The organism is Planctomycetota bacterium, from assembly GCA_039819165.1.
Lineage (GTDB): Bacteria > Planctomycetota > Phycisphaerae > Phycisphaerales > UBA1924 > JAHCJI01.
The window spans coordinates 300184-321099 of record JBCBSM010000002.1 but is presented as its reverse complement, the minus strand read 5'-3'; the positions used below and the strand labels follow the sequence as shown (position 1 = coordinate 321099).

General features: G+C 72.2%; 19 protein-coding genes. 6 read left to right on the top strand and 13 right to left on the bottom strand.

Annotation, left to right across the window (positions count from 1 at the left end; genetic code table 11):
• Positions 1 to 26 precede the first annotated feature (26 nt).
• Entirely contained in the window at positions 27 to 3758 is a 3732-nt protein-coding gene (locus AAFX79_12825) for an adenosylcobalamin-dependent ribonucleoside-diphosphate reductase (GenBank protein ID MEO1009438.1), read from the top strand.
• A 355-nt stretch (positions 3759 to 4113) separates the two neighbouring features.
• Here the strand turns inward: AAFX79_12825 and AAFX79_12820 are convergent, their stop codons facing one another.
• A complete protein-coding gene (locus tag AAFX79_12820) occupies positions 4114 to 4578 on the bottom strand; it encodes a hypothetical protein (GenBank protein ID MEO1009437.1) in 465 nt (154 codons plus the stop codon).
• A 128-nt stretch (positions 4579 to 4706) separates the two neighbouring features.
• On the opposite strand from AAFX79_12820, the gene AAFX79_12815 reads away from it, so the two are divergent.
• Genes AAFX79_12815 through AAFX79_12805 form a run of 3 tightly spaced genes read left to right on the top strand, consistent with a single transcriptional unit; the run spans position 4707 to position 7022 of the window.
• On the top strand, positions 4707 to 5912 hold the full coding sequence (locus AAFX79_12815) for a hypothetical protein (protein ID MEO1009436.1): 1206 nt from the start codon (positions 4707 to 4709) through the stop codon (positions 5910 to 5912).
• Positions 5909 to 6538 carry a sigma-70 family RNA polymerase sigma factor gene (locus AAFX79_12810; protein ID MEO1009435.1) on the top strand — a complete coding sequence of 210 codons (630 nt, stop codon included), beginning with the start codon at positions 5909 to 5911 and terminating at the stop codon, positions 6536 to 6538. The genes AAFX79_12815 and AAFX79_12810 overlap by 4 nt, the downstream gene beginning before the upstream one ends.
• Positions 6531 to 7022: a hypothetical protein gene (locus AAFX79_12805; GenBank protein ID MEO1009434.1), complete on the top strand. Its 492-nt coding sequence runs from the start codon at positions 6531 to 6533 to the stop codon at positions 7020 to 7022. Before AAFX79_12810 ends, AAFX79_12805 begins: the two co-directional genes overlap by 8 nt.
• Positions 7023 to 7037: 15 nt before the next feature.
• Here the strand turns inward: AAFX79_12805 and hisD are convergent, their stop codons facing one another.
• The 9 genes from hisD to AAFX79_12760 form a co-directional block, all read right to left on the bottom strand.
• Positions 7038 to 8327: a histidinol dehydrogenase gene (gene hisD / locus AAFX79_12800; protein MEO1009433.1), complete on the bottom strand. Its 1290-nt coding sequence runs from the start codon at positions 8325 to 8327 to the stop codon at positions 7038 to 7040.
• The gene (hisE, locus tag AAFX79_12795) at positions 8324 to 9634 is read right to left on the bottom strand and encodes a phosphoribosyl-ATP diphosphatase (GenBank protein ID MEO1009432.1); all 1311 of its coding nucleotides are present in this window, start codon (positions 9632 to 9634) and stop codon (positions 8324 to 8326) included. Before hisE ends, hisD begins: the two co-directional genes overlap by 4 nt.
• Positions 9631 to 10398, bottom strand: coding sequence for an imidazole glycerol phosphate synthase subunit HisF (gene hisF / locus AAFX79_12790; GenBank protein ID MEO1009431.1), 768 nt, complete (start codon positions 10396 to 10398; stop codon positions 9631 to 9633). The genes hisE and hisF overlap by 4 nt, the downstream gene beginning before the upstream one ends.
• A complete protein-coding gene (gene hisH, locus AAFX79_12785) occupies positions 10392 to 11015 on the bottom strand; it encodes an imidazole glycerol phosphate synthase subunit HisH (protein MEO1009430.1) in 624 nt (207 codons plus the stop codon). The genes hisF and hisH overlap by 7 nt, the downstream gene beginning before the upstream one ends.
• Complete coding sequence (gene hisB / locus AAFX79_12780) at positions 11012 to 11599, bottom strand: imidazoleglycerol-phosphate dehydratase HisB (GenBank protein MEO1009429.1); 588 nt, start codon at positions 11597 to 11599, stop codon at positions 11012 to 11014. Before hisB ends, hisH begins: the two co-directional genes overlap by 4 nt.
• Complete coding sequence (locus AAFX79_12775; GenBank protein ID MEO1009428.1) at positions 11596 to 12690, bottom strand: histidinol-phosphate transaminase; 1095 nt, start codon at positions 12688 to 12690, stop codon at positions 11596 to 11598. The genes hisB and AAFX79_12775 overlap by 4 nt, the downstream gene beginning before the upstream one ends.
• Positions 12687 to 13577: an ATP phosphoribosyltransferase gene (gene hisG / locus AAFX79_12770; GenBank protein MEO1009427.1), complete on the bottom strand. Its 891-nt coding sequence runs from the start codon at positions 13575 to 13577 to the stop codon at positions 12687 to 12689. The genes AAFX79_12775 and hisG overlap by 4 nt, the downstream gene beginning before the upstream one ends.
• A gap of 103 nt (positions 13578 to 13680) precedes the next feature.
• On the bottom strand, positions 13681 to 14433 hold the full coding sequence (locus AAFX79_12765) for a hypothetical protein (protein MEO1009426.1): 753 nt from the start codon (positions 14431 to 14433) through the stop codon (positions 13681 to 13683).
• Positions 14430 to 15083, bottom strand: coding sequence for a flavin reductase family protein (locus AAFX79_12760; GenBank protein ID MEO1009425.1), 654 nt, complete (start codon positions 15081 to 15083; stop codon positions 14430 to 14432). Before AAFX79_12760 ends, AAFX79_12765 begins: the two co-directional genes overlap by 4 nt.
• A gap of 31 nt (positions 15084 to 15114) precedes the next feature.
• On the opposite strand from AAFX79_12760, the gene AAFX79_12755 reads away from it, so the two are divergent.
• On the top strand, positions 15115 to 15981 hold the full coding sequence (locus tag AAFX79_12755) for a hypothetical protein (protein ID MEO1009424.1): 867 nt from the start codon (positions 15115 to 15117) through the stop codon (positions 15979 to 15981).
• Here AAFX79_12755 and AAFX79_12750 read toward each other — a convergent pair.
• Both AAFX79_12750 and AAFX79_12745 read right to left on the bottom strand, forming a co-directional pair.
• On the bottom strand, positions 15917 to 16876 hold the full coding sequence (locus AAFX79_12750; GenBank protein ID MEO1009423.1) for a glycerophosphodiester phosphodiesterase family protein: 960 nt from the start codon (positions 16874 to 16876) through the stop codon (positions 15917 to 15919). The two genes, AAFX79_12755 and AAFX79_12750, sit on opposite strands and share 65 nt — an antisense overlap.
• Before the next feature lie 76 nt (positions 16877 to 16952).
• Positions 16953 to 18629 carry a MiaB/RimO family radical SAM methylthiotransferase gene (locus tag AAFX79_12745; GenBank protein MEO1009422.1) on the bottom strand — a complete coding sequence of 559 codons (1677 nt, stop codon included), beginning with the start codon at positions 18627 to 18629 and terminating at the stop codon, positions 16953 to 16955.
• 86 nt (positions 18630 to 18715) lie between these two features.
• Here AAFX79_12745 and AAFX79_12740 point away from each other — a divergent pair, with 86 nt between their 5' ends.
• Entirely contained in the window at positions 18716 to 20518 is a 1803-nt protein-coding gene (locus AAFX79_12740) for a HAMP domain-containing sensor histidine kinase (protein ID MEO1009421.1), read from the top strand.
• Here AAFX79_12740 and AAFX79_12735 read toward each other — a convergent pair.
• Positions 20515 to 20916: a YraN family protein gene (locus tag AAFX79_12735; GenBank protein MEO1009420.1), complete on the bottom strand. Its 402-nt coding sequence runs from the start codon at positions 20914 to 20916 to the stop codon at positions 20515 to 20517. The two genes, AAFX79_12740 and AAFX79_12735, sit on opposite strands and share 4 nt — an antisense overlap.

Sequence of the window (20916 nt, the reverse complement as noted above, 5' to 3'; positions counted from 1 at the left end):
ACGTAAGGCAGGGATAGTCGGACACCATGAAGATCACCCGCAAGTTCACCCAGGCCGGCCAGGACCCGTTCACCACCGTGAAGTGGACGACGCGTTCGAGCCGGATCACCAACCCCGATGGGTCGCTCGTGTTCGAGATGACCGATGCGGAGGTGCCCGCGTCGTGGAGCCAGCTGGCGACGGACATCGCCGTCAGCAAGTACTTCCGCAAGGCCGGGGTGCCCGAGATGATCGAGCCCGGCGCGATCATCGCCGAGGGCTGGGAGATCGCGTCGGCCCGCACCAAGGACGGCGTGCCCGCGGGCGTCAAGAAGGACGCGGAGGGCTCGGTCCTCACCGGGCCCGAGCGGAGCGTGCGGCAGCTGGTGCACCGCCTGGCGGGCTGCTGGCGGCACTGGGGCGAGCGGCACGGCTACTTCGACGAGATCGAGGACGGCCAAGCGTTCTATGACGAACTCGTCTACATGCTGCTGCACCAGATGGCGGCGCCCAACAGCCCGCAGTGGTTCAACACCGGGCTCAACTGGGCCTACGGCATCGCCGGGCCCGCCCAGGGCCACTGGGTGCCCGACGCCAAGACCGGCGAGGTCGCGCTGGCGGGCGACGCCTACACGCACCCGCAGCCGCACGCGTGCTTCATCCAGAGCGTCGACGACGACCTGGTGAACGAGGGCGGCATCATGGACCTGTGGGTCCGCGAGGCGAGGCTGTTCAAGTACGGCAGCGGCACGGGCACCAACTTCAGCCGCCTGCGGGGCGAGGGCGAGCGGCTCAGCGGCGGCGGCAAGAGCAGCGGCCTGATGAGCTGGCTCAAGATCGGCGACCGCGCCGCGAGCGCCATCAAGAGCGGCGGGACCACCCGGCGGGCGGCCAAGATGGTCTGCCTGGACATGGACCATCCCGACATCGAGCGCTTCGTGAACTGGAAGGTCCGCGAGGAGATCAAGGTCGCCGCCATGGTCGAGGGGATGCGGGCGATCGCCGGCGAGCGGGCGTCCATCCACGACCCCGAGACCGTCGGCGAGACCGCGAGCCGGCTGGGCCTGGCTCTCGATTACGACTTCAACGGCGAGGCCTACGCCAGCGTCAGCGGCCAGAACAGCAACAACTCGGTGCGGATCCCCGACGCGTTCTTCGAGGCCGTCGACGCCCGCGGGCCGTGGTTCACCAGGTGGCGTACCAACGGCGAGGTCGCCGGCACGCTCGATGCGCGGACGCTGTGGGACGACATCGCCTACGCCGCGTGGCGGTGCGCCGATCCGGGGGTGCAGTACGACGGCACAATCAACGCGTGGCACACCTGCCCCGGTGCGGGACGCATCAACGCCAGCAACCCGTGCAGCGAGTACATGTTCCTCGACAACACGGCGTGCAACCTGGCGTCGCTGAACCTGATGACGTTCTACGACGCGCCGTCGCGGCACTTCGACGTTCGGGCCTACGAGCACGCCACCGACCTGTGGACGATGGTGCTCGAGATCAGCGTGCTCATGGCCGCCTACCCCAGCCGGGAGGTCGCCGAGCTGAGCTGGACGTACCGCACGCTGGGCCTGGGCTACGCCAACCTGGGCGCGATGCTCATGCAGGCCGGCATCCCGTACGACAGCGAGGAGGCGCGGGCCATCTGCGGCTGCCTGACCGCGATCCTGACGGGCGGCTCCTATCGCATGTCGGCCAGGATGGCCGGCGAGCACGGCCCGTTCCCGGGCTACGCGTCGGAGGAGGAGCACGTGCTCCGCGTCATCCGCAACCACCGCCGCGCGGCGCACGGCGTGGACCGCGAGGCGCTCGAGTGGGAGGGCCTCAACCCGCAGACGCGGCCCGTGCCGATCGACCAGGCGCTGTGCCGCTCGGGCGGCGTGCCGGTCGCCAATACGCCGGAGCTGCTCGATCGCGCCCGCATGGCGTGGGACCAGGCGATCCAGCTCGGCGAGCAGCACGGCTTCCGCAACGCGCAGACGACGGTGATCGCGCCCACGGGCACCATCGGCCTGCTGATGGACTGCGACACTACGGGTGTCGAGCCCGACTTCGCGCTCGTGAAGTTCAAGAAGCTCGCCGGCGGGGGCTACTTCAAGATCGCCAATGCCTCGGTCAAGCCCGCCCTGGAGTCCATGGGCTACGCCGAGGACGAGCGGCAGGCCATGCTCCGCTACCTGCTGGGCGCCCTGCACCTCGAGGTGCCGCTGCCCGAAGGCGTGCCCGGCGCCCAGGAGGGCCAGACGCTCGCGCAGTGGCTCCGCGGCCGGGGCCTGGAGGAGGGCGACCTGAAGGCCATCGCCGACGCGCTGCCGGGCGTGTTCGAGCTGGGCTTCGCCTTCACGGCGTGGTCGCTGGGCGACGACGTGCTCGAGCGCGCCGGCATCGACGCCGAGGCCGCCAAGCAGGATCCCGGCTTCAACCTGCTCACGGATCTGGGCATGACGCCCGCGCACGTCGAGGAGCTCAACCGCGTCATCTGCGGCACGCAGACGCTCGAGGGGGCGCCGCACCTCAAGCCCGAGCACCTGCCGGTGTTCGATTGCGCCAACAAGTGTGGCCCGCTGGGTAGGCGGTACATCGAGGCGCAGGGCCACATCCGCATGATGGCCGCCGCGCAGCCGTTCATCAGCGGCGCGATCAGCAAGACGATCAACCTGCCCAATGAGGCGTCCGTCGACGACATCAAGGATTGCTACCGCCTCAGCTGGGAGCTGGGCCTCAAGGCCAACGCCCTGTACCGCGACGGCTGCAAGCTCAGCCAGCCGCTGAGTTCCACCTCCGGCTCGTCCGCCGAGTCGGCCGCGGACGCGGCTGCGGAGGTCGACCTCGAGGACGCCACCGAGATCGACGAGCTGGGCGAGGCCGAGGCGCTCGAGGAGGTCGCCGAGCTGACGGTGAACGTTGCACAGCTCGCCAGCGACGAGGACGAGGACGCGGCCGAGCGGACCACCGAGCGGATCGTGCACCGCCCGATGCGGCGGCGGCTGCCCGACACCCGCGGCTCGATCACCCACAAGTTCAACGTCGCGGGCCACGAGGGCTACCTGACCATCGGGCTCTACGAGGACGGCATGCCCGGCGAGGTGTTCATCACCATGGCCAAGGAGGGCTCGACCATCGGCGGCCTGATGGACAGCCTGGGGACGGCCGTCAGCGTGTCGCTGCAGTACGGCGTGCCGCTGGAGAGCCTGGTCCGCAAGTTCACGCACCAGCGGTTCGAGCCCGCGGGCATGACCACCAACCGCGACATTCCGATCGCCAAGAGCCTCGTGGACTACATCTTCCGCTGGATGGGCATCCAGTTCATCCCGGGCTACCGCGAGGCCAACGCGCCGAGGCGCCTGGGCGAGGGCGAGTCCGACTCCTCGGGCCAACCAGGTAGCCAACCAGGCGGCCGACCCGCGAGCCTGCCGCCCGCCCAGACCCGCGACGCCGAGGCGACCCGCTCGCCCCGACTATCGCCGATGTCCGCGGCCGATCTCGCCGCCGACGGCGAGGCGAGCCGAGTGGCCCGGGCCGCGCTGCTGACGCAGACCGCGCGCGATCGGTCGGCTGGCGACCTCGGCGGCTCGGCGATCGCGCCGGTCGTCGAGGTCTCCCAGAAGCCCGCGCAGGCCAGCGGATCGTCCGCCGGCGGGACCCAGTCGTCGGTGCTCTCGCAGATGCTCGAGACCATGGCCGATGCGCCGGCCTGCGACGTCTGCGGCACCATCACGGTCCGCAACGGCACCTGCTACAAGTGCCTCAATTGCGGCAACAGCATGGGCTGCAGCTGAGCGAAGCACGAGGAGCACGGATCGATGGAATTCCACTCGTTCATGGATGGACGCTCGCACGGATCGCTCGCGGCCCGGACGCCGCGGCCGCCGCACGGATGCGGCACCTCGAACGACGCGGTACGACGGGCGTAGCCGCAGCAATCCCCCCTCCCTAGGGGTCGGGGCTCTGGCGACCCGCATCTCTCCCTCTGGCGAGTCGCCGCCACCACCCAGCCCCGATGCTCCCTCCCCCCGGGCCCCGCCACCAGGGCCCGGGGGGCTCTTCGTGTGCGCATCGTGGCGGTGGACGCCCGGCCCACCACTACGATCGAGCGCGACGCGATCGGGGCCGTTCCTTGCTCGCTCCGTGGGCCTAGCGGTCCCCGGCGTTGCGGGCCGACGCCCCGAGCGGCGGCTGCGATCGCCGCCCGCACTCGGGGCACGTCGCGTCGGCGGGCAGGCCTTCGAGCGCGTACCCGCAGCCCGCGCAGACGTCGTATCCCAGCCGCCGCAGCGCGCGACGGACCGCGCCGCGTTGCAGCGGCGGGAACACGACGAACCACGCCGCGATGAACAGCGCCGGTGTCGCTACGCCCGCGATGGCGATGGCCGCACCGCGCGGCAGCCCCATCGACGCGAGGGCCCATCGGATGCCAGAGCCCGCGGTGATGCCGCCCGCGATCGTGGCGAGGATGCCCACGAGCATCAACCTCGAGAGCCGCCGATCGGCCGAGGTTTCGCGATTGACGCCCTCCTCCAGCGCCTCCAGCTCGGCGGCGTCCAGGTCCAGCCGGCGGCTGGTGGCGGCATCGATGAGAGAGCGATGGCTCCAGGACACTCCCGAGGCTAGCCGGAACGGCCTCAAGAAAACTCCGCCGCGGACCGTCACACTTGCGGCACGGCCCTGGTAGGTCCGGGCACGGACGGATTGATGTCCGCCGCGTTATTGGCCCCGAGGAGCCCACGATGCATGATGCTCGCCTTGTTCTTGCCGCTGCCGCCGCCTGCACTTCGGCCGCCTTCGCGGGCCCGGTCGACCTCGACGAGATCCCGCGAGACGCCGCGCTGGTGGTCCACGTGGACGTCGAGCGGTGCTTCGAGTCCGATCTCGTTGCGACGATGCTCGAGGAACTCGACGGCGTTGATCTGGACGACCTCGCGGACGTCGGCGCCGTGCTGGGCATCGATGTCGATCTCGAGGATGACCTCCTGGGCGTGACGCTCGTCGCGTTCTCCGCGGAGGACGACGAGGCGGTCATCATGCTGCACACCAGCGACGTGCTCGCCGAGGTCATCGAGAGCTTCGAGGGCCAGGGCGTCCTCGAGCGGCTCGGCCGCAACGGCGACTGGTCCGTGGCCGAGCTCGAGGACGGCGGCGTGATGGCCTACCGCGAGAACCGCGACGGCACGCACCGGGTCATCCTCGCCGAGAACGGCGAACTGATCGAGCAGGCCGCCGAGGCCCGCAAGGGCTTCCGGGCGGCCGAGCCCGCTCGCGGCACGCTCGTCTACGCCGCCAGCAACGACCTGCGCCGCCTGATCTCCGACGACGACCTGCCCCCGGGCCTGGCCACGGCGCGTTCGATGGTCTTCAGCCTGACCGAGGACGACGACGAGCTCTCGATGGACCTGCGGGTCACCGCGGACGCCGAGGAGGACGCCGCCACGCTGGCCCAGGCGCTCAACGGCGTGCTGGCGTGGGTCCGGCTGGCCGGCATGGAAGAAGAACTCGGCGACCTGATCTCGGAGATCGACATCGCGCATGAGGGCCGCACCGTCGCGCTGACGCTCGGCGTCGAGACGGACACGCTCCTCGAGGCCGTCCGCGGCCAGATCGACCTCGGCGACGAGTGGGACGAGGAGCACCGGCACGAGGACGAGGACGAGCACCACTGGCACGAGGACGACGACGACCGGGACGACGACGAGATCGACGAGCGGATCGAGGCCCTGGAAGAGGCCCTCGAGGAGCTCGAGGAGACGCTCGAGGAACTCGAAGAGAACGACGCGCCGCGGGCGGCCATCCGCGCCATCGAGCGGGCGATGGAAGACATCGAGGCAGAAATCGAAGAACTCGAGGACGGCCGGCTGAGCCGCGCCGATGATGCCACCGATGGCCCGGACCGCGAGGACGCCGGCGCTACGGACACTGGAACCGCGATCGCCATATGACCCACGCCACGCTGGCCGAGCAGCGCACCATCTCGCCTCCCCATGGCAACGCGATCATCGACGCCATCGAGCTCGATGATCGCGGCCTTGTCGTGCGGGCCCAGGCAGGCGACGCCCACGCGTTCGGCCTGCTGCTGCGGCGGTACGAGCGTCGGCTGCTCGCCGTCGCCCGCCGAGCCGCCGGTGGCGAGGCCGAGCCCGAGGACGTCGTCCAGGACGCGGCCCTCAAGGCGTGGACGGCGATCGGCCGGTTCGATCCCGATCGCCCGCTGGCGCCGTGGTTGTTTACGGTGACGGTCCGCGTGGCGCGGACGCACCGTGGCCGCCATCGCCGCCGGCGGTTGCTGCTGCTCAGGGCGCCCCAGCCCGCGAATCGCGACGCGACGGGGCCGGCGCCGACCGAAGACTCGATCTGGAGCGTCGTCGATGCGTGCCTGCCCCCGCAGCAGCGGATCGCCCTCTGGCTGCGCTACGGCGAGCGGCTCGACGCGCCCGCCATCGCCGCCGCGCTCGACACCAACGCGACGGCCGTGCGGGCGGTGCTGGCGCGAGCGCGGCGTTCGCTCCGACGCCACCTCGAACAGCAGGGCGCCATCGACGACGGAAGGGAGCCGCACGATGCCTAGGGACGATCGCCAGCGGGCGCAACTCGCCGCCCGCGATGCCGATTCGTGGCTCGAGTCACGGCTCGCGCAGGATGCCGTTCGGGAGCTCACGCGCGGACCGGCGCGACCGATCCTCCCGGGCGTGATCGCTGGCATCGAGCGGAGGCGGGCGCGATCCCGCGCCGCGCTCCTCGCGCCCGCGACCCTCGCGGCGTGCGTGGCGCTGGCCGGCATTGCGGCGTGGCACCTCGAGCGGCCGCCGGAACCCGAACGCCGCGAGGCCGTCGCCCGCGTACCCATCTCGGTCTCGCCCGTTACCCGCTCGGTGGACGATGCCGTCGCCGCGCTGGGCTCGCCCTTCGAGCCGCTGCAGCGCGAGGCCGACGCCGCCAAGAGCATCGGCCGCTCGATCACCCGCCGCTTCGTGCGGCAGGTCGGCGATCGGCTGGACGTGCTCGTGCGGCAGAGGCCCGCCAACACCCCGGAGGCGATGCCGCCGGCCTGACCTCGTGGCGAACACTCAGCGTGCCGCGGTCGCACTTCCACGCGCGAGCGCGGCGCGGCGGTGGCCGTCGAGGCCCTCCATCGCGGCCAGCGCCGCGGCGTCCCGCACCACCTCGGCGTATCCGGCGGGATCGGCGGCCGGAGCCACATCGAGCCACGTCCGAGGCCGCAGGAAGTCGAGCACGCTGAGGCCCGCGCGGAATCGAGCCGTGCCGCCGGTGGGCAGCGTGTGGTTGGGTCCCGCGCCGTAGTCGCCCAGCACCTCCGCGCTCGATTCGCCGATGAACAACGCGCCGGCATGTCTCAGCCGCCCCGCGAAGTCCGCGGCATCCCGCACGAAGACCTGCACGTGCTCGGCCGTGAGCCCATCGGCAACGCGGACCAACTCGTCGGTGGAGCCGCACACGCAAGCGATGCCGTTCCGCAGCGCCTGCCGGGCGACCCCGGCCGTCGCGAGCTGCTCGAGTTGCGATGAGATCGCCTCGTCGACCCCGTCGGCCAGCGATGCGGACGTCGTCACCAGCAGCGGCATCGCGTCCGCGTCATGCTCGGCCTGCGCCAGCAGATCGGCGGCGACGACCGTGGGGTCGGCCGAGTCATCCGCGATGACGAGCAGCTCGCTCGGGCCGGCGAGCATGTCGATGCCCACGATCCCGGAGACGAGCTGCTTGGCCGCCGTCACCCAGCGGTTGCCCGGTCCGGCGATGATGTCCACGCGATCGAAGCCATCGAATCCGTACGCGAGCGCCGCCACCGCGTGGGCGCCGCCGACGGCCAGGAACGCGTCGGCACCCGCGATCGCCGCCGCCGCGACCGCGACCGGGTGCGCCCCGGGCGAGGCCAGCACGACGCGATCGCACCCCGCCACGCGGGCGGGCACCGCGGTCATCAGCACCGACGACGGCAGCGGATACCGACCCGCCGGCGCGTAGCAGCCCGCGGCGCACACCGGCACCAGCGCGTGGCCGGCCCGGCCGCCGGGAACGGCGGTGTCGAGGTCCGCAAACGACGCCCGCTGCGCCTCCGCAAAGCGTGCGATGCGATTTGCCGCACGCTCGAGCACGCCCCTCGCGTCACCATCCAGTGCCTCCAGCGCCGATCGCATCGCGTCGCGATCGAGCACCAGCGGCTCGTCCGGCCGCCGCTCGCCGAAGCGCTCGGCGAACTCGCGGACGGCGACCTCGCCCCGCGCGCGAACGTCCTCGATGATGCGGCCGGCGTCGGCCAGCGTTGCACCGTCGACGGGTGGGCGCAGCTCGCGTGCGACGTCCCCGGGTGCCACCCGGCGCAGCATGGGCGTGGTCATGCCCGATCTCCCTCTTCGGGGCGGGGTTGCTCGCTCGGCTGGCCGGGCGCGGGCTTGGCGTCGCCCGGGCGGCGGGTCACCCGAAGCGCCCGCCGATCGAGCTCCCGCTCGATGTCTTCGAGCGACGCGCCGCGGGCCGCTGCGGCCACGAGCGCAAAATAGATCACGTCGGCGGCCTCGTGTGCCGCCTCCCCGCGGGTGCCGGCCTCCACGAGCTCGCCGCACTCCTCCCGCAGCTTGCTCGCTAGCAGCGATGGATCGCCCAGCAGCCGCGCGGTATACGAGCCCTCGGGCGCGTCGGCCACGCGCGCAGCCAGCGTGCGATCCAACGCTGCGAGTCCCGACGCGTCCCCGAAGCAGGTTGCCGCGCCCGTGTGGCAGAAGCCCCCGCCGGCCTGGCGGACGGTGAATCGCAGCGCGTCACGGTCGCAGTCGGCCTCGACAGAGAGCAGCTCCTGCGTGTCGCCCGAAGTCTCGCCCTTGATCCACAGCCCGCCGCGCGATCGCGAGTGGTATGCGCCGCGGCCGGTCTCGATGGCATGCCGCAGCGAGTCCAGGTTGGAATACGCCAGCCCGAGCGTCCGCCCCGATTGGTCGCACGCCACCGTCGGCCATAGCCCGTCGCCGCGATCGCTCACCAGCGGCGCGGCGAAGCCCGCGGCCAGGTCGAACGCGCCCGTGTAGAGCGCCATGCCGACCTGCGCGTCGGCTCCCGTGCGGTCGGCGTCGGCGACGTCCGCCGGCGTGCGCACGCCGCCCGCGACGGTGACCCGCGCCGGCGCCGCGATCCGGACGAGTTCGGCCACGCGATCCATCGGCAGCCCCGCCATGCGTCCCTCGCGCTCGACGAAGGTCAGCAGGAAGCCGCCGACGTACTCCCGCAGCTCGGCGATGCGATCCTCGACCCGCTCGCCGGTCGCCTTGGTCCAGCCCTCGGTGACGACCTCGCCATCGCGTGCATCGAGCGCGGCGATGACGCGATCCCGCGGCAGCTCCCGCAGCACATCGGGCGTCGCCGCCGTGCCGAGTATGACCCGGTGCGCGCCGGCGTCGAGCCAGCCGATCGCCGACCGTGCGTCGCGGATGCCACCACCCACGCGACAGCGGGCGATCGGCAGCAGCTCGCGGATCGCGTCGGCGTTGCGGCCCGTGCCCAGCGCGGCATCCAGGTCGATCACCGCGATCTCGCCGACCCGCCCGAAGCGCTCGGCGATGGGCCCGGGCTCGCCCGCGCTGAGCGCTCGCTCCTTGCCGCCGACGAGCTGCACGACCTCGCCGCCCTGCATGTCGATGGATGGCACGATCATCGGCGAACCTCCACGCCACCGCGGGCGAGCTCGTCCTTGATGCGGCCCACGGTGTACACCGCGTCGTGGAAGATCGAGGCGGCGAGCACCGCGTCCGCCCCGGCGTCGAGGGCCTGCCGCAGGTGGTCGGCGTGCGCCGCGCCGCCCGACGCGATGATCGGGATCCGCACCGCGGCGGCCATCGCCGCGAGCAGCTCGAGGTCGTAGCCAGAGCCCGTGCCGTCGCGGTCCCAGCTGGTCAGCAGGATCTCGCCCGCGCCCAGATCCTGGGCGCGGCGGGCCCACGCGATCGCATCGAGCCCGGTGCGGTGGGCGCCCGATCGCGTGACGACCTCCCAAACGCCGTCGCCTTCGGTGTATTCGCGGCGCGCGGCGTCGAGTGCGAGCACGACGCACTGCGTGCCGGTGCGTGCGGCCAGCTCGGCGAGAATCTCGGGCCGCTCCACCGCCGCGGTGTTGGCCGCCACGCGATCCGCGCCGGCTGCCAGCAGCGCCTCGCCGTCGGCCACGGTCCGCACGCCGCCGCCGACGGTCAGCGGGATGGAGATCGCGTCGCGGATCGCCGCCACGGTGGCGCGTGCGGTCGCTCGGCCATCCGGCGTGGCGGACACGTCGAGCATCACCAGCTCATCGGCGCCCTCGGCCTCGTAGCGGCGGGCGAGGCCGGCGGGGTCGCCCGCGTCGCGAAGTTCCTGGAAGCGGACGCCCTTGACCACGCGGCCGTCGCGGACGTCGAGGCACGGGATGACGCGGCGGGTCAGCATGCCGCCTCCACGCCCGCCGCCGCGAGCCACCGGGCGAGGATGCCCAGACCGTAGCCACTCGATAGCTCGGGATGGAACTGGCACGCCAGCACGCCGTCCCGCTCCATCGCCGCAACGAACGATCCGCCGTGCTCCGCCGTCGCGCAACGCCAGCCGTCTGGTGCGTCGGCCAGTCGGAAGGAGTTGGCGAAGTATGCGTAGCCCTCGCGAAGCAACGCGCCGGACGGATCCGCCGCCACGCGATTCCAGCCGAACTGCGGCACGCACACGCCATCGGTAAAGCGCTCGACGGCCGCGTCGATGACGCCCAGCCCGCGGACGCCGGGGGATTCGTCCGATGCGGTGCAGAGCATCTGCATGCCCAGGCAGATCGCCAGCGTGGGCCGCCCGTCTCGCACGCGGGCCGCGATCGCGTCGACGAGGCCCCGATCCCGCAGCGAGTCCATGCCCGCCGCGAAGCTGCCGACGCCCGGCAGCACGAGGCAGGCCGCGGCCTCGACGGCCGACGCGTCCTCGGCGAATCCGGGCGTCGCGCCGCAGCGCCGCAGCGCGGCGGCGACCGACGCGGTGTTCGCCACGCCCGTGGGCACGATGCCGATGCGTGGGCCGGCGGTCACAGCACGCCCTTCGTCGAAGGGGTGTCGCCCCGGCCATCAATGGCGACTGCCCCGCGGAGCGCGAGGGCGAGGGCCTTGAACGCCGCTTCCACGCGATGGTGGTCGTTGCTCCCCACGAGCACGTCGGCGTGCAGCGTCATGCGGGCGGCCGTTGCGATCGAGATTAGGACGTGCTCGAGGTTCTCGCAGGCGACCCCCCCGATGGACTCCCTGGTGAGGCCGAGGTCGACGCTCGCGTGCGGCCGCCCCGAGAGATCCACCACCACGCGGGCGAGGGCCTCGTCCAGGGGCGCGTAGGCGTGCGCAAATCGGGCGATGCCGGCGCGATCGCCCAGGGCCTCGTCGATCGCCGCGCCGAGCACGAGCCCGCAATCCTCGGCGGTGTGGTGGTCGTCGACCTGGAGATCACCCTGGCAGTGGAGCGTCAGGTCGAAGCGGGCGTGGAATGCCAGCGCGGTGAGCATGTGGTCCAGGAAGCCCAGCCCGGTCTCGATATCGGTGCGGCCCGAGCCGTCCACATCGAGCTCGAGCTCGATGCGGGTCTCCTTGGTGGCGCGCGAGATGGCGGCGGTGCGGTCGCTCATGGTGTCGCTCCCGGGATGGCGCCGAGGGCGTCGCGCAGCCGCTCGAAGCTGGCCGGCTCGCCCGGCAGGGTGATCCGCAAGCAGTCGTGGAGCCCGGGCCGGCCGTCGAATCGCCGCACCGAGATGCCCCGCTCGAGCAGCCCCGCGTGCGTGCGCGCGGCGTCGGCGAATCGGCAGAGCACGAAGTTGGCGTGCGACTCGAACGCCACGCCGCCCAGCCGGGCGACGAGGGCGGCGAGCTCGCTCCGCTCGCGGCGGACTCGCTCGATCCAGGCGTGCTGCGCGTCGCCGTGATCGAGGCTCGCCAGGGCCGCCCGCAGACCCGCGGCCGACACCGGGAAGGGCCCGCCGGCGGTGCGGAGCCACGTCGCGATGGGCTCGGGGGCGACGGCGTAGCCCACACGCATGCCCGCCAGGCCGCGCGCCTTGGAGAACGTGCGGACGCGTACGAGATTCGGGCTCGGCGACGGTCCGGGCTCGCCACCGGCAAACTCGATGTAGGCCTGGTCGAGCAGCACGACGGCGGCGAACTCGCGTGCCCGGGTGGCGATCGCGTCGATCGCATCCCGCGGGATGAGGCCGCCCGTCGGATTGTTGGGCGAGACCAGCGCAACCATGCCCGTCGCCGGGCCGATCGCGTCGAGCATCGCGGCGATCGGGAAGGGGCCGTCCATCCAGGGCACGCCGCGGATCGTCCCGCCGGCGAGGCGGCCGCCGCGCTCGATCATCTCGAAGGTGGGGGCGTGCAGCAGCAATTCGCGGCCCGGCTCGATGGTTGCGCGGCACAGGCGGTCGATGGCGTCGTCGCCGCCGCAGGTGGCCACGACCTCGTCCGGATCGACGCCGATCCGTGCCGCCAGGGCGTGCTCGAGATCGCGTGCGGATGGATATGCGCGTGCGGCGCTTCCCTCGGTCGAGGAAATGGCGCTCAGCGTCGGGTCGGGCGGCGTTGGGCCCTCGTTGGCGTCCAGCCGCAGGTCGACGTGCGGGGGCACTACCGGCGGGCGATACGGCCGGAGCCCCGCCAGCCTCGTGGTGGGCTGGAGGACCGGCGGCTCGGTGGCGCTGGGTGTTCTGGTCGTATCCGTCATGGCACGATCTGCTCGGGGGTGCTGACGATGAGATCGGTGCCACCGGCGGCCTTGACGGCGGGGATGACGCCCGAGAGCTGCGATCGCCGCACGGCCGCCTTGACCGCGTAGCCCGTGTTCGATCGGAGCGAGGACACCGTCGGCTCCCGCATGCAGGGCAGCACCGCGACCACGGCATCGAGGGCGTCGGGCGCGACGTTCACCTCGATCATGACGCGGTCGCGGGCCTGGAGCACCGACCGCACGAGCATGGCGAAGGACTCGATCGCCGGCCGCTTGGCGGGGTCCTCCATGGCGACGGGGGAGGCGTATAGCCGCGTCGAGCTGCGCATGACCTCGTCGATGATCCGCAGATCGTTGGCGGCCAGCGTCGCGCCGCTGGCGGTGTTGTCGATGATGCAGTCGGCGTCCTCGGGCGGCAGCACCTCGGTCGCGCCGTACGAACGCAGCAGCGTGGCGTGCAGCCCGCGGTCGGCGATCCACCGCGTGGCGATCTCGGCGTACTCCGACGCGACCACGAGCGGACGATCGGGCAGCTGGCCGTCGATGAGGATCGACTCGGGGGCGGCCGCCACGAGGCGGACGGGGTCCAGCTCGGTATCGAGCAACTCGACCAGCCCGCCGCTGGGGGCGTCGCCGTCGGATTCGGCGACCCAGTCCGCACCCGCGAAGCCCAGGTCTCGGGTGCCCGCTTCGAGCATCTCGATGATGGCGCGGGGCTTCAAGACCTTGACCTCGAAGCCCTCCAGCGCGATGGTGGGGCGATAGTTCCGCGAGGACGCGGTGATGCCGATGTGCGCGTCGGCCAGCACCCGGACGATGCCGTCGTACATGCGGCCCTTGGGGATCGCGAAGCGGATCGGGCTGCCGCCATCTGGGTCGGCCATCGGTCGAGCCTCCTGGCCCCGCGGCCGGCGGACGCTCCCGGTCCGCCCCGGGAACGCAAAACGCCGGCTCGGGGCCGGCGTTTGGGTCTCGGTCAGCGTTCCATCAGACCAAGGTCACGGCCGGCACGGCGAGTGGTGCGGGTGATGGTGGCGATGGATGGCTGCCGCGCTCTTCACGCAGAACGATTCCCGGGTGGTGGTCCGAGGTCAACCCCCCGGCCGGACGGCTAGGGATTCCGTCCGGGCGCGGCTCTTGGGCGAACCTCGATCGCCTCGTGCCACATTCTGGGCAGCGGTCGAGGCCCGTGGCGTCGTAGCCGCAGCCCGGGCAGCGGCCGGGCATCTCGATGGGTCGCACGCCGTACCGCGCGACCAGCAGGATCGAGATCGCCACGCCGAGGTGCGTCCAGAGCGTGCCGAGCATGCCCTCCCAGTTGCCCGCGGGCGGGATGAGGAACAACACACGCAGCAGGATCGCCCCGCCGATCGAGCCGACGAATCCGCCGAGCCCGATCGCGACGAGCAGATTGTTGTGCACGGACCTCGTGAGCCGGCCCGCGATCATCGACATCCAGAAGAGCAATGGCAGGATGGAGATGCCGGTGATCACCTGCACCTTGATGACGCCGAGTGGTGCGAGCGGACCCATGGTCCCGATGAGGCAGCAGAAGCCCGCCGTGCCCGGGAGCACCGCGAGGGTCGCGGTCACGGACGTGAGCGCGAAGACGTCGAACGATGCCGGGCGCCGGCGGATCGCGGCGAGCCGGCTCCGCCGCCGGAGCGTGCGCAACGCCACGTACCAGGCGAGCGCCGCGGCCAGGAGCGAGCCGGCGACCAGCGCGTCGCCGATGGTCACTCGTGGTCTCCGTCCTCCAGCGCCGCCCTCCCCCACGGCATGCTGAAGCGGTCGCGCGTCGTGCAGTACTCGGGCCCGCCCATGCGGCCGAAGGCCCGGAGCTTGGCAGCGTCGGTGTGGTGGCGATCGTTCAGGAGGCCGTCGCGGACGTGGACGTGCACGACCTCGCCCAGCACCAGGTTGCCGCCCGCGGGCTGGCCGGGGTTGGTGCGGATGACCTGCAGCGTGCGGCACTCGAAGCTCACGGGGCACTCGGCTACGCGGGGCGGCGCGACGACGCGGCTGGCGGCGGGCGTCAGGCCCGTCAGGTCGAACTCGCTGTCGCCGTAGCCCAGCGCTTCGGCCGCGGCGGCGACCTGGCGGGCGATGGCCTCGGTGGCCACGTTGACCACGAATTCGCCCGTGCCGCCCTCACCCTGGGGCTTGGCGTTGCGGAGGGTGTCCTTCTCGCCGCCGTCGTCTGTGTTGGCGGGGCAGAAGGCGAGCGTCATCGGGTTGCTGCCCACGCCGCAGAAGAAGGAGAACGGCGCGAGGTTGGTCCTGCCGTCGGGCGACGCGGTCGACACGAAGGCGATGGGCCGCGGGACGATGGTGCCGATGAGCAGCTTGTAGCGGTCGCCGGTCGCCAGCTCGCTGGGTCGCAGTTCCATGCCGCAGCGTACGGTCGGGCTATCGTCGGCGATGGCCGAGGCGATCACCTGGGCGATGCTGCTGGCGCGGTGGACCGAGTTCGCGAAGTCGGCGGTGGCGCTGCCGACCGAGGGCGAGGGCGGCCGCTGGCGGTCGAGCGTGCCCGCGGTCATCGCGCTGCAGGCGACGGCGATGGCGCTCGGCGAGCTGGACGAGGTCGACGACGATGAGCGGCCGCTGGCGCTCGATCGCGCGTCGGTCACCATCGAGAAGCATGCGCAGGAGCTGGCCGAGCGGTGGGCGGGGGTGCCCTGGCCCGAGGAACTGCACGAACTGATCGAGGATGCACGCGCCGCGCTCGCGGCCGCATCCCGGGCGGGCGTCGAGTGGTGCGTCGAGGGCGAGCCCATGGCGCTCGGGCATCCGGCCGAGCTGGGCGCATCGTTGATCGCAAGTGGCTTCGCGGGCGATCTGTACCTGGGCGCGCCGGGGGCGACGCTCTCGGAGGGCTGCCCATGCGCGTTCGTTCGCGCGTTGCGGGGCTGCGTGCCCGATGCCGAGGTGCTCATGGCGGTCGCGGCGTTCCTCGTCGAGCACGGCGACGCGGCGGAGCCCGAGAGGCGTCCGGGTCTGCGGCAGGCCTACCGCCAGCTGGACTTCGCGAGCGGCGCGGTGTTGCGGGACCTGGTCGTCGACGGCGAGGACGAACTGCGTCCCGGCCAGCCGCTGCTGGTGCCCGTCGTGCTCGCGGGCGAGCTGCAGTCCGTCAGCCTGCCGCCGAGGCGCAGCGCGCCGGTCGATCCGCCGCCGCTGGAGTTCGAAGCGGCGGACGCCGCGTCCGGCGGGTCGCGGGCTACCAGCGGAGTCCGCGGCCGCGGAGGTAGCGGAGGCACCGAAGGGGCTCGTCGGTCTGGATGACGGTCACGCCGTGATCGACCATCCAGCCCCACACGGCATCCGGATCGACGGCGGCGCGATCGTCCGAGCGACCGCCGGAGATCGAGTCCCACAGCGAGTTCATCCAGAACCGCGTGCGGCCTCTGGTGGCGTCGCGGGCGTGCTCGATCAGGCGGTCGCCCGCGGCGGTCCCCCGGAGGCAGATCTCGATTGCGGGCCAGCGGTCGTTGGGGCCGCGGCCCAGCAACGCCGCGACGTGCGATCGCGCCTCGAGGGCGGATTCGTCCGAGAACGATGCGATCGGCATGAACGTGGGATGCGTCTGGCCCTGAGCCTCGGTGAGCTCCGATAGGCCCAGACCCCCGAGATACTCGCCCAGGAGCGTCGGCTGCACCGCGCCCTTGAGCACGACGTGGTCGGCAACGCCGAGGTGCTCGGCCACGGCGAGGCAGTCGCCCGTGTGGCGGCCGGTCTTGTCGAGGTTGATCAGGATGCGGCCGCGGCAGGCCTCGAGGGCCTCCTCGAGTGTGGGCACGGCGTGATCGGTGGGCTCGCCGGCCGCGTCGAGCAGCCTCAGCCGCCGGACCTCCGAGAGTGTTAGCTGGTGCAGGTAGCCGCTGCCAGTGGTGGTGCGATCGACGGTCGTGTCGTGCATGAGCACGAAGCGGCCGTCGCTGGTGCGGCGGACATCGACCTCGACCATGTCGCAGCCCATGGTGATGGCGTCCTCGATGGCGGCGATCGAGTTTTCCGGGGCCGACGCGCCGAGGCCCCGGTGCGCGCCGCGGTGGGCGACGACGAGCACGAGCGGGCTCGTCGGATCGTGCCAGGCTTGGAGGATCGCCTCGGCGCGGCTTGCGTGCGTGCGCGGCGCGGCCGGAGTGGGCGTGGGATGGAGCGGCGCCGTTGCAATCACGCCAGCTGCGACCAGGAGGACCGCAAGCGCGGCTAGGCATCGTTCGCGCATATGGTGGACCCCGTTTCGCTGATGATCATGCGGTGCTCGTCATGGCGTGGTCCAATGCTGCTGGAACGCCCAGCAGCCGGCCCCGCAGCGAGAGGCCCGGGGCCTCCTCGACCCGCACCGGCACGATGGTGCCCACCAGGCGCCGGGCGTGGCCGGCGTCCTCGGCGTCGAAGTGGATGATCAGGTCGCCGTCGCTGCGGCCGGTCACCTGCACGGGGCCGTCGGCTTCGTCGACGGCGGCCTCGGGCTCGGTCATCGCGGCGCCGCCCACGGTGAGCTCGATGGTCCGCGGGCGGCGGGCGGCGTTGCTCAGGCCGGCCCGCTTCATCTGCCGCTGGCTCAGGCCTTCGACGAGCACGCCGAACGTGCGGCCGACCTGCTCGCGGCCGATGGCCTCGCCGATGCGGGCCTGCACGGCCAGCAGGTGGTTGTTGCGCTCCCGCTTCGTGGCATCCGGCACGTCGTCCGGAATGCGGTCGTAGGCGACCGTGCCCGGTCGGGGCGAGTACTTGAAGATGAAGCAATTCTTGTAGCGGGCCCGCTCGAGCAGCCGCACGGTGCCCTGGTAGTCGGCGTCGGTCTCGCCCGGGAAGCCGACGATGATGTCTCCGCTGAGCATGAGCGGTCGGCCCAGCTCGGGCTGGTCGAGGTAGCTCCGCGCACGGTCGATGAACTCGTCGTACTCGGCCACGGTGTAGCCGCGGTTCATCCGCTTGAGCACGGCATCGCTGCCGCTCTGCGCCGGCACGTGGAGGTATCGGCAGATCCGATCGCTATCACGGATGGCCTCGAGCACGTCGTTGCCGAAGTCCCGCGGGTAGCTGGTCACGAAGCGGAGGCGGCGGATCGCCGGCACCCGCTCGTGGATCCGATGCAGCAGGTCGGCGAAGGTGGTCACGCGGTCGCCCGCGAAGGCGTCGCGATGGTGGCTGCCCTTGTAGGTTCGGCCCTTCTGGGGCTGCGTCACGCCGTCGACCGCGACCGACGCGCCGTGCTCGAAGCGGTAGTGGTTGACGGTCTGGCCCAGCAGCGTGACCTCGATCACGCCCGCGTCGGCGAGCCGCTTGCACTCGTCGATGATGTGCTCCGGCGGGCGATGGATCTCGGCGCCCCGCGTGAACGGCACGACGCAGTAGGTGCAGAACTTGTTGCAGCCCCGCGTGATGCGGACGTAGGCGCTCCGCTTGCTCGCGCCGTCGCCGTCGACCGGCGATACCGCACGCGAGAGATCCAGCAGCTCGAGGCGGTCCTCGGCGGCGGCCAGCGTGCCGCTGCGGCGGCTGGTGTTGCCCTGCAGCGCGACCTGCGCGGCGGACGTGCCCGATCCCAGCGAGGCTCGCGTGCGGACGGCGTTATCCAGCAGCTCGGGCAGCTTGTCGAGCTCGCCCGGCCCGCACATGACGTCGACGACGGGCATGCGGTGGATGAGGGCCTCGCCGTCGCGTTCGGCCATGCAGCCCAGCACGCCGACGACGAGTTCGGGGCGGGCGGCCTTGGCCCGCTTGACCTCGCCCAGCCGGCTCCACACCTTCTGCTCGGCCTGCTCGCGGACGGAGCAGGTGTTGTAGAGCAGCACGTCGGCGGTCGGGGCGTCGGTGGTCAGCATGTACCCGAGCTGGGCCAGCCGACCGGCCACCAGCTCGCTGTCCAGCTCGTTCATCTGGCAGCCGAAGGTCTCGAGATACACGCGTGGTCCGGGCATTACGTGCGATGATACGGGCCGACGCTGCATCCGGCGGGCGGCGGCCTGCTCGCGTCCGGGCGTGGCCGCCAACTACGATCTATGCGATGGCCGCTCCGTTTGCCTGGATCGCCAACCGCGTCCGCCGGCTCGCGCTGGCCGATAAGGCGTTGCTGATGTTCGGCGGCGCCCTGGTGCTGATCATCGTGATCGCGATGGGGGTGGCCTGGCTGCGGATGAGCTCGCTGGTGAACTCGGGCGAGCTGCAGCTCTCGCGGAGCCGGCTGGACATGTGGCGGAGCGCCGTCGAGGTCGACCCGCGGACGGGCACGCCCGATCTGGCCTCGGGCGTGCCGACCGAGCGGCTTGGCATCGCCGCCACGTGGTACGACGCGATGTCGGCCCGGGCCGCCGCCGCCAACGACCGCTTCGTCCGCCGCGCGCTGCGTCGCTTCGATGCCGGCGCCGACGAGGCGCGGGGCCACCGCTGGGTGGGCTCGACCAAGACCGAGCGGATCGAGCGGTACGCGCGGGCCATCCGAGGGCCGGCGGTCATCGGCCCCGACGGCTCCACCGAGGCGCCGGGTGAGTTGCTGGGCCTCATCGTGCTGCGGCGGCCGGCCGAGGGCGCAGCGTGGCTCATGGCGATTAACGGCGTGTACCTGCTCAACGCCGGCGCCGCGGTGCTGGCCGTGGCGGTCGGGCTGTTCTACCTGCTGCTGCACCGCATCATCCTGCGGCCCGTGGCGGTCCTGCGGGAGGGGGCTATTCGTGTCGGCGGCGGCGACCTGAACCACCGCGTCCGCGTGACGACGCAGGACGAGTTCCAGCAGCTGGCGGCGGCCTTCAACGACATGGTGCAGAAGCTGCAGGCCAACGAGCAGCGGCTTCGGACCGCCGGCGCCGCCCTCGAGAGCCGCGTGGGCGAGCTGGCCGAGGCGAACAAGGTGCTCTTCGAGGCCAACCGCCTCAAGAGCGACTTCCTGGCCAACGTCAGCCACGAGCTGCGCACGCCGCTGAACTCCATCAACGGCTTCACCGAGCTGCTGCTCGAGATCGCCCGCCAGAACGAGGCCGGCCAGGACGAGACTCCCGACCAGCGGACCAAGCGGCTGCGCTATCTGGGCTACATCCACACGGCCGGCCGGGACCTGCTCGAGATGATCACGGGCCTGCTGGAGATGGCCAAGCTCGAGGCCGGCCGCGTCGAGCTTCGGGTCGAGCCCGTGAGCGTGTCGTCGCTGTGCGAAACGCTGGTGGGCCTCGCGCACCCGCTGGCGCAGGGGCGGGGCATCGAGATCGACGCGCGGGTGGAGCCCGACCTGCCGCTGGTGCAGACCGACGCCAAGAAGCTCCAGCAGGTGCTGTTCAACTTCCTGAGCAACGCGGTCAAGTTCACGGGCGCGCCGGGCTCGACCGGCCCGATGCGCGTCGAGCTTCGGGCCGAGCGGCTGGTGGACGCCGACGGCGGCGAGCGCGTCCGCGTCAGCGTGCTGGACAACGGGCCAGGCATCGCCGAGGAGGACCAGGCCCGCGTGTTCGAGAAGTTCACGCAGGTCGACGCGTCGCACACGCGGGAGCACGCCGGCACGGGCCTGGGCCTCGCGATCGCCAAGGAACTCGCCGGCCTGCTGCAGTGCGAGCTCCAGCTGGTTTCGGAGGTCGGCCGCGGCTCGATGTTCAGCGTCATCGTGCCGCTGCACCTCGACCTGCAGGTCGTCCGCGAGCGGCGGGCCGAGGCGCAGTTCCGCGATCGGCTGGCGGGCCGGCGGGACTGGTTCGAGCCGGGCGCGCAGATGCCCGCCGCCCTGCACACCAACGGCGAGGCGGCCGATGGCGACGCAGAGTCGAGCGAGCTGGATTCGCACGGCGCGCCAACCGACGCGATGCGGGCCGAGCCGGCCGACTAGCGCGTGCCACCGCCGGCGGCGACTGCGTCCTCGAAGTGTCGCACGCGTGCGCGGGCGGGCAGCCATCGCCGCCGCTCGAAGGCGATCGCCACGACATCGATCCGCCGCGGCCGATCGTGCCAGCCGTTGGTCCGGACGAGATGCTCGAGGATCCGCTCCAGCCGCTGCCGCTTGCCATGGGTGACCGAGGCCTCGGGCGGCGGCCCGGCCGATCCGCGTCGGGCCTTGACCTCGACGAGCACGATGGCGCGGTCCCGCCGGCTCTGGCACAGCAGATCGGCCTCGCCGAAGTGGGTCTCGAGGTTGCAGCCCAGCACGCGGTAGCCCCGGCGGCGGAGGTAGCGGGCGGCAACACGCTCGCCCCGGGGCCCGAGCGGATCGCGGCGGCCGCGACGCAC

Excerpts from the sequence above, each read along its gene's own strand:
- AAFX79_12755 (MEO1009424.1), top strand. The coding sequence starts at position 15,115 with ATGGCCGAGGCGATCACCTGGGCGATGCTGCTGGCGCGGTGGACCGAG.
- AAFX79_12825 (MEO1009438.1), top strand. The coding sequence starts at position 27 with ATGAAGATCACCCGCAAGTTCACCCAGGCCGGCCAGGACCCGTTCACC.
- AAFX79_12805 (MEO1009434.1), top strand. The coding sequence starts at position 6,531 with ATGCCTAGGGACGATCGCCAGCGGGCGCAACTCGCCGCCCGCGATGCC.
- hisF (MEO1009431.1), bottom strand. The coding sequence starts at position 10,398 with ATGCTGACCCGCCGCGTCATCCCGTGCCTCGACGTCCGCGACGGCCGC.
- AAFX79_12745 (MEO1009422.1), bottom strand. The coding sequence starts at position 18,629 with ATGCCCGGACCACGCGTGTATCTCGAGACCTTCGGCTGCCAGATGAAC.
- AAFX79_12810 (MEO1009435.1), top strand. The coding sequence starts at position 5,909 with ATGACCCACGCCACGCTGGCCGAGCAGCGCACCATCTCGCCTCCCCAT.
- AAFX79_12740 (MEO1009421.1), top strand. The coding sequence starts at position 18,716 with ATGGCCGCTCCGTTTGCCTGGATCGCCAACCGCGTCCGCCGGCTCGCG.
- AAFX79_12815 (MEO1009436.1), top strand. The coding sequence starts at position 4,707 with ATGCATGATGCTCGCCTTGTTCTTGCCGCTGCCGCCGCCTGCACTTCG.
- hisG (MEO1009427.1), bottom strand. The coding sequence starts at position 13,577 with ATGGCCGACCCAGATGGCGGCAGCCCGATCCGCTTCGCGATCCCCAAG.
- AAFX79_12760 (MEO1009425.1), bottom strand. The coding sequence starts at position 15,083 with ATGGAACTGCGACCCAGCGAGCTGGCGACCGGCGACCGCTACAAGCTG.
- hisB (MEO1009429.1), bottom strand. The coding sequence starts at position 11,599 with ATGAGCGACCGCACCGCCGCCATCTCGCGCGCCACCAAGGAGACCCGC.
- hisD (MEO1009433.1), bottom strand. The coding sequence starts at position 8,327 with ATGACCACGCCCATGCTGCGCCGGGTGGCACCCGGGGACGTCGCACGC.
- hisE (MEO1009432.1), bottom strand. The coding sequence starts at position 9,634 with ATGATCGTGCCATCCATCGACATGCAGGGCGGCGAGGTCGTGCAGCTC.
- AAFX79_12775 (MEO1009428.1), bottom strand. The coding sequence starts at position 12,690 with ATGACGGATACGACCAGAACACCCAGCGCCACCGAGCCGCCGGTCCTC.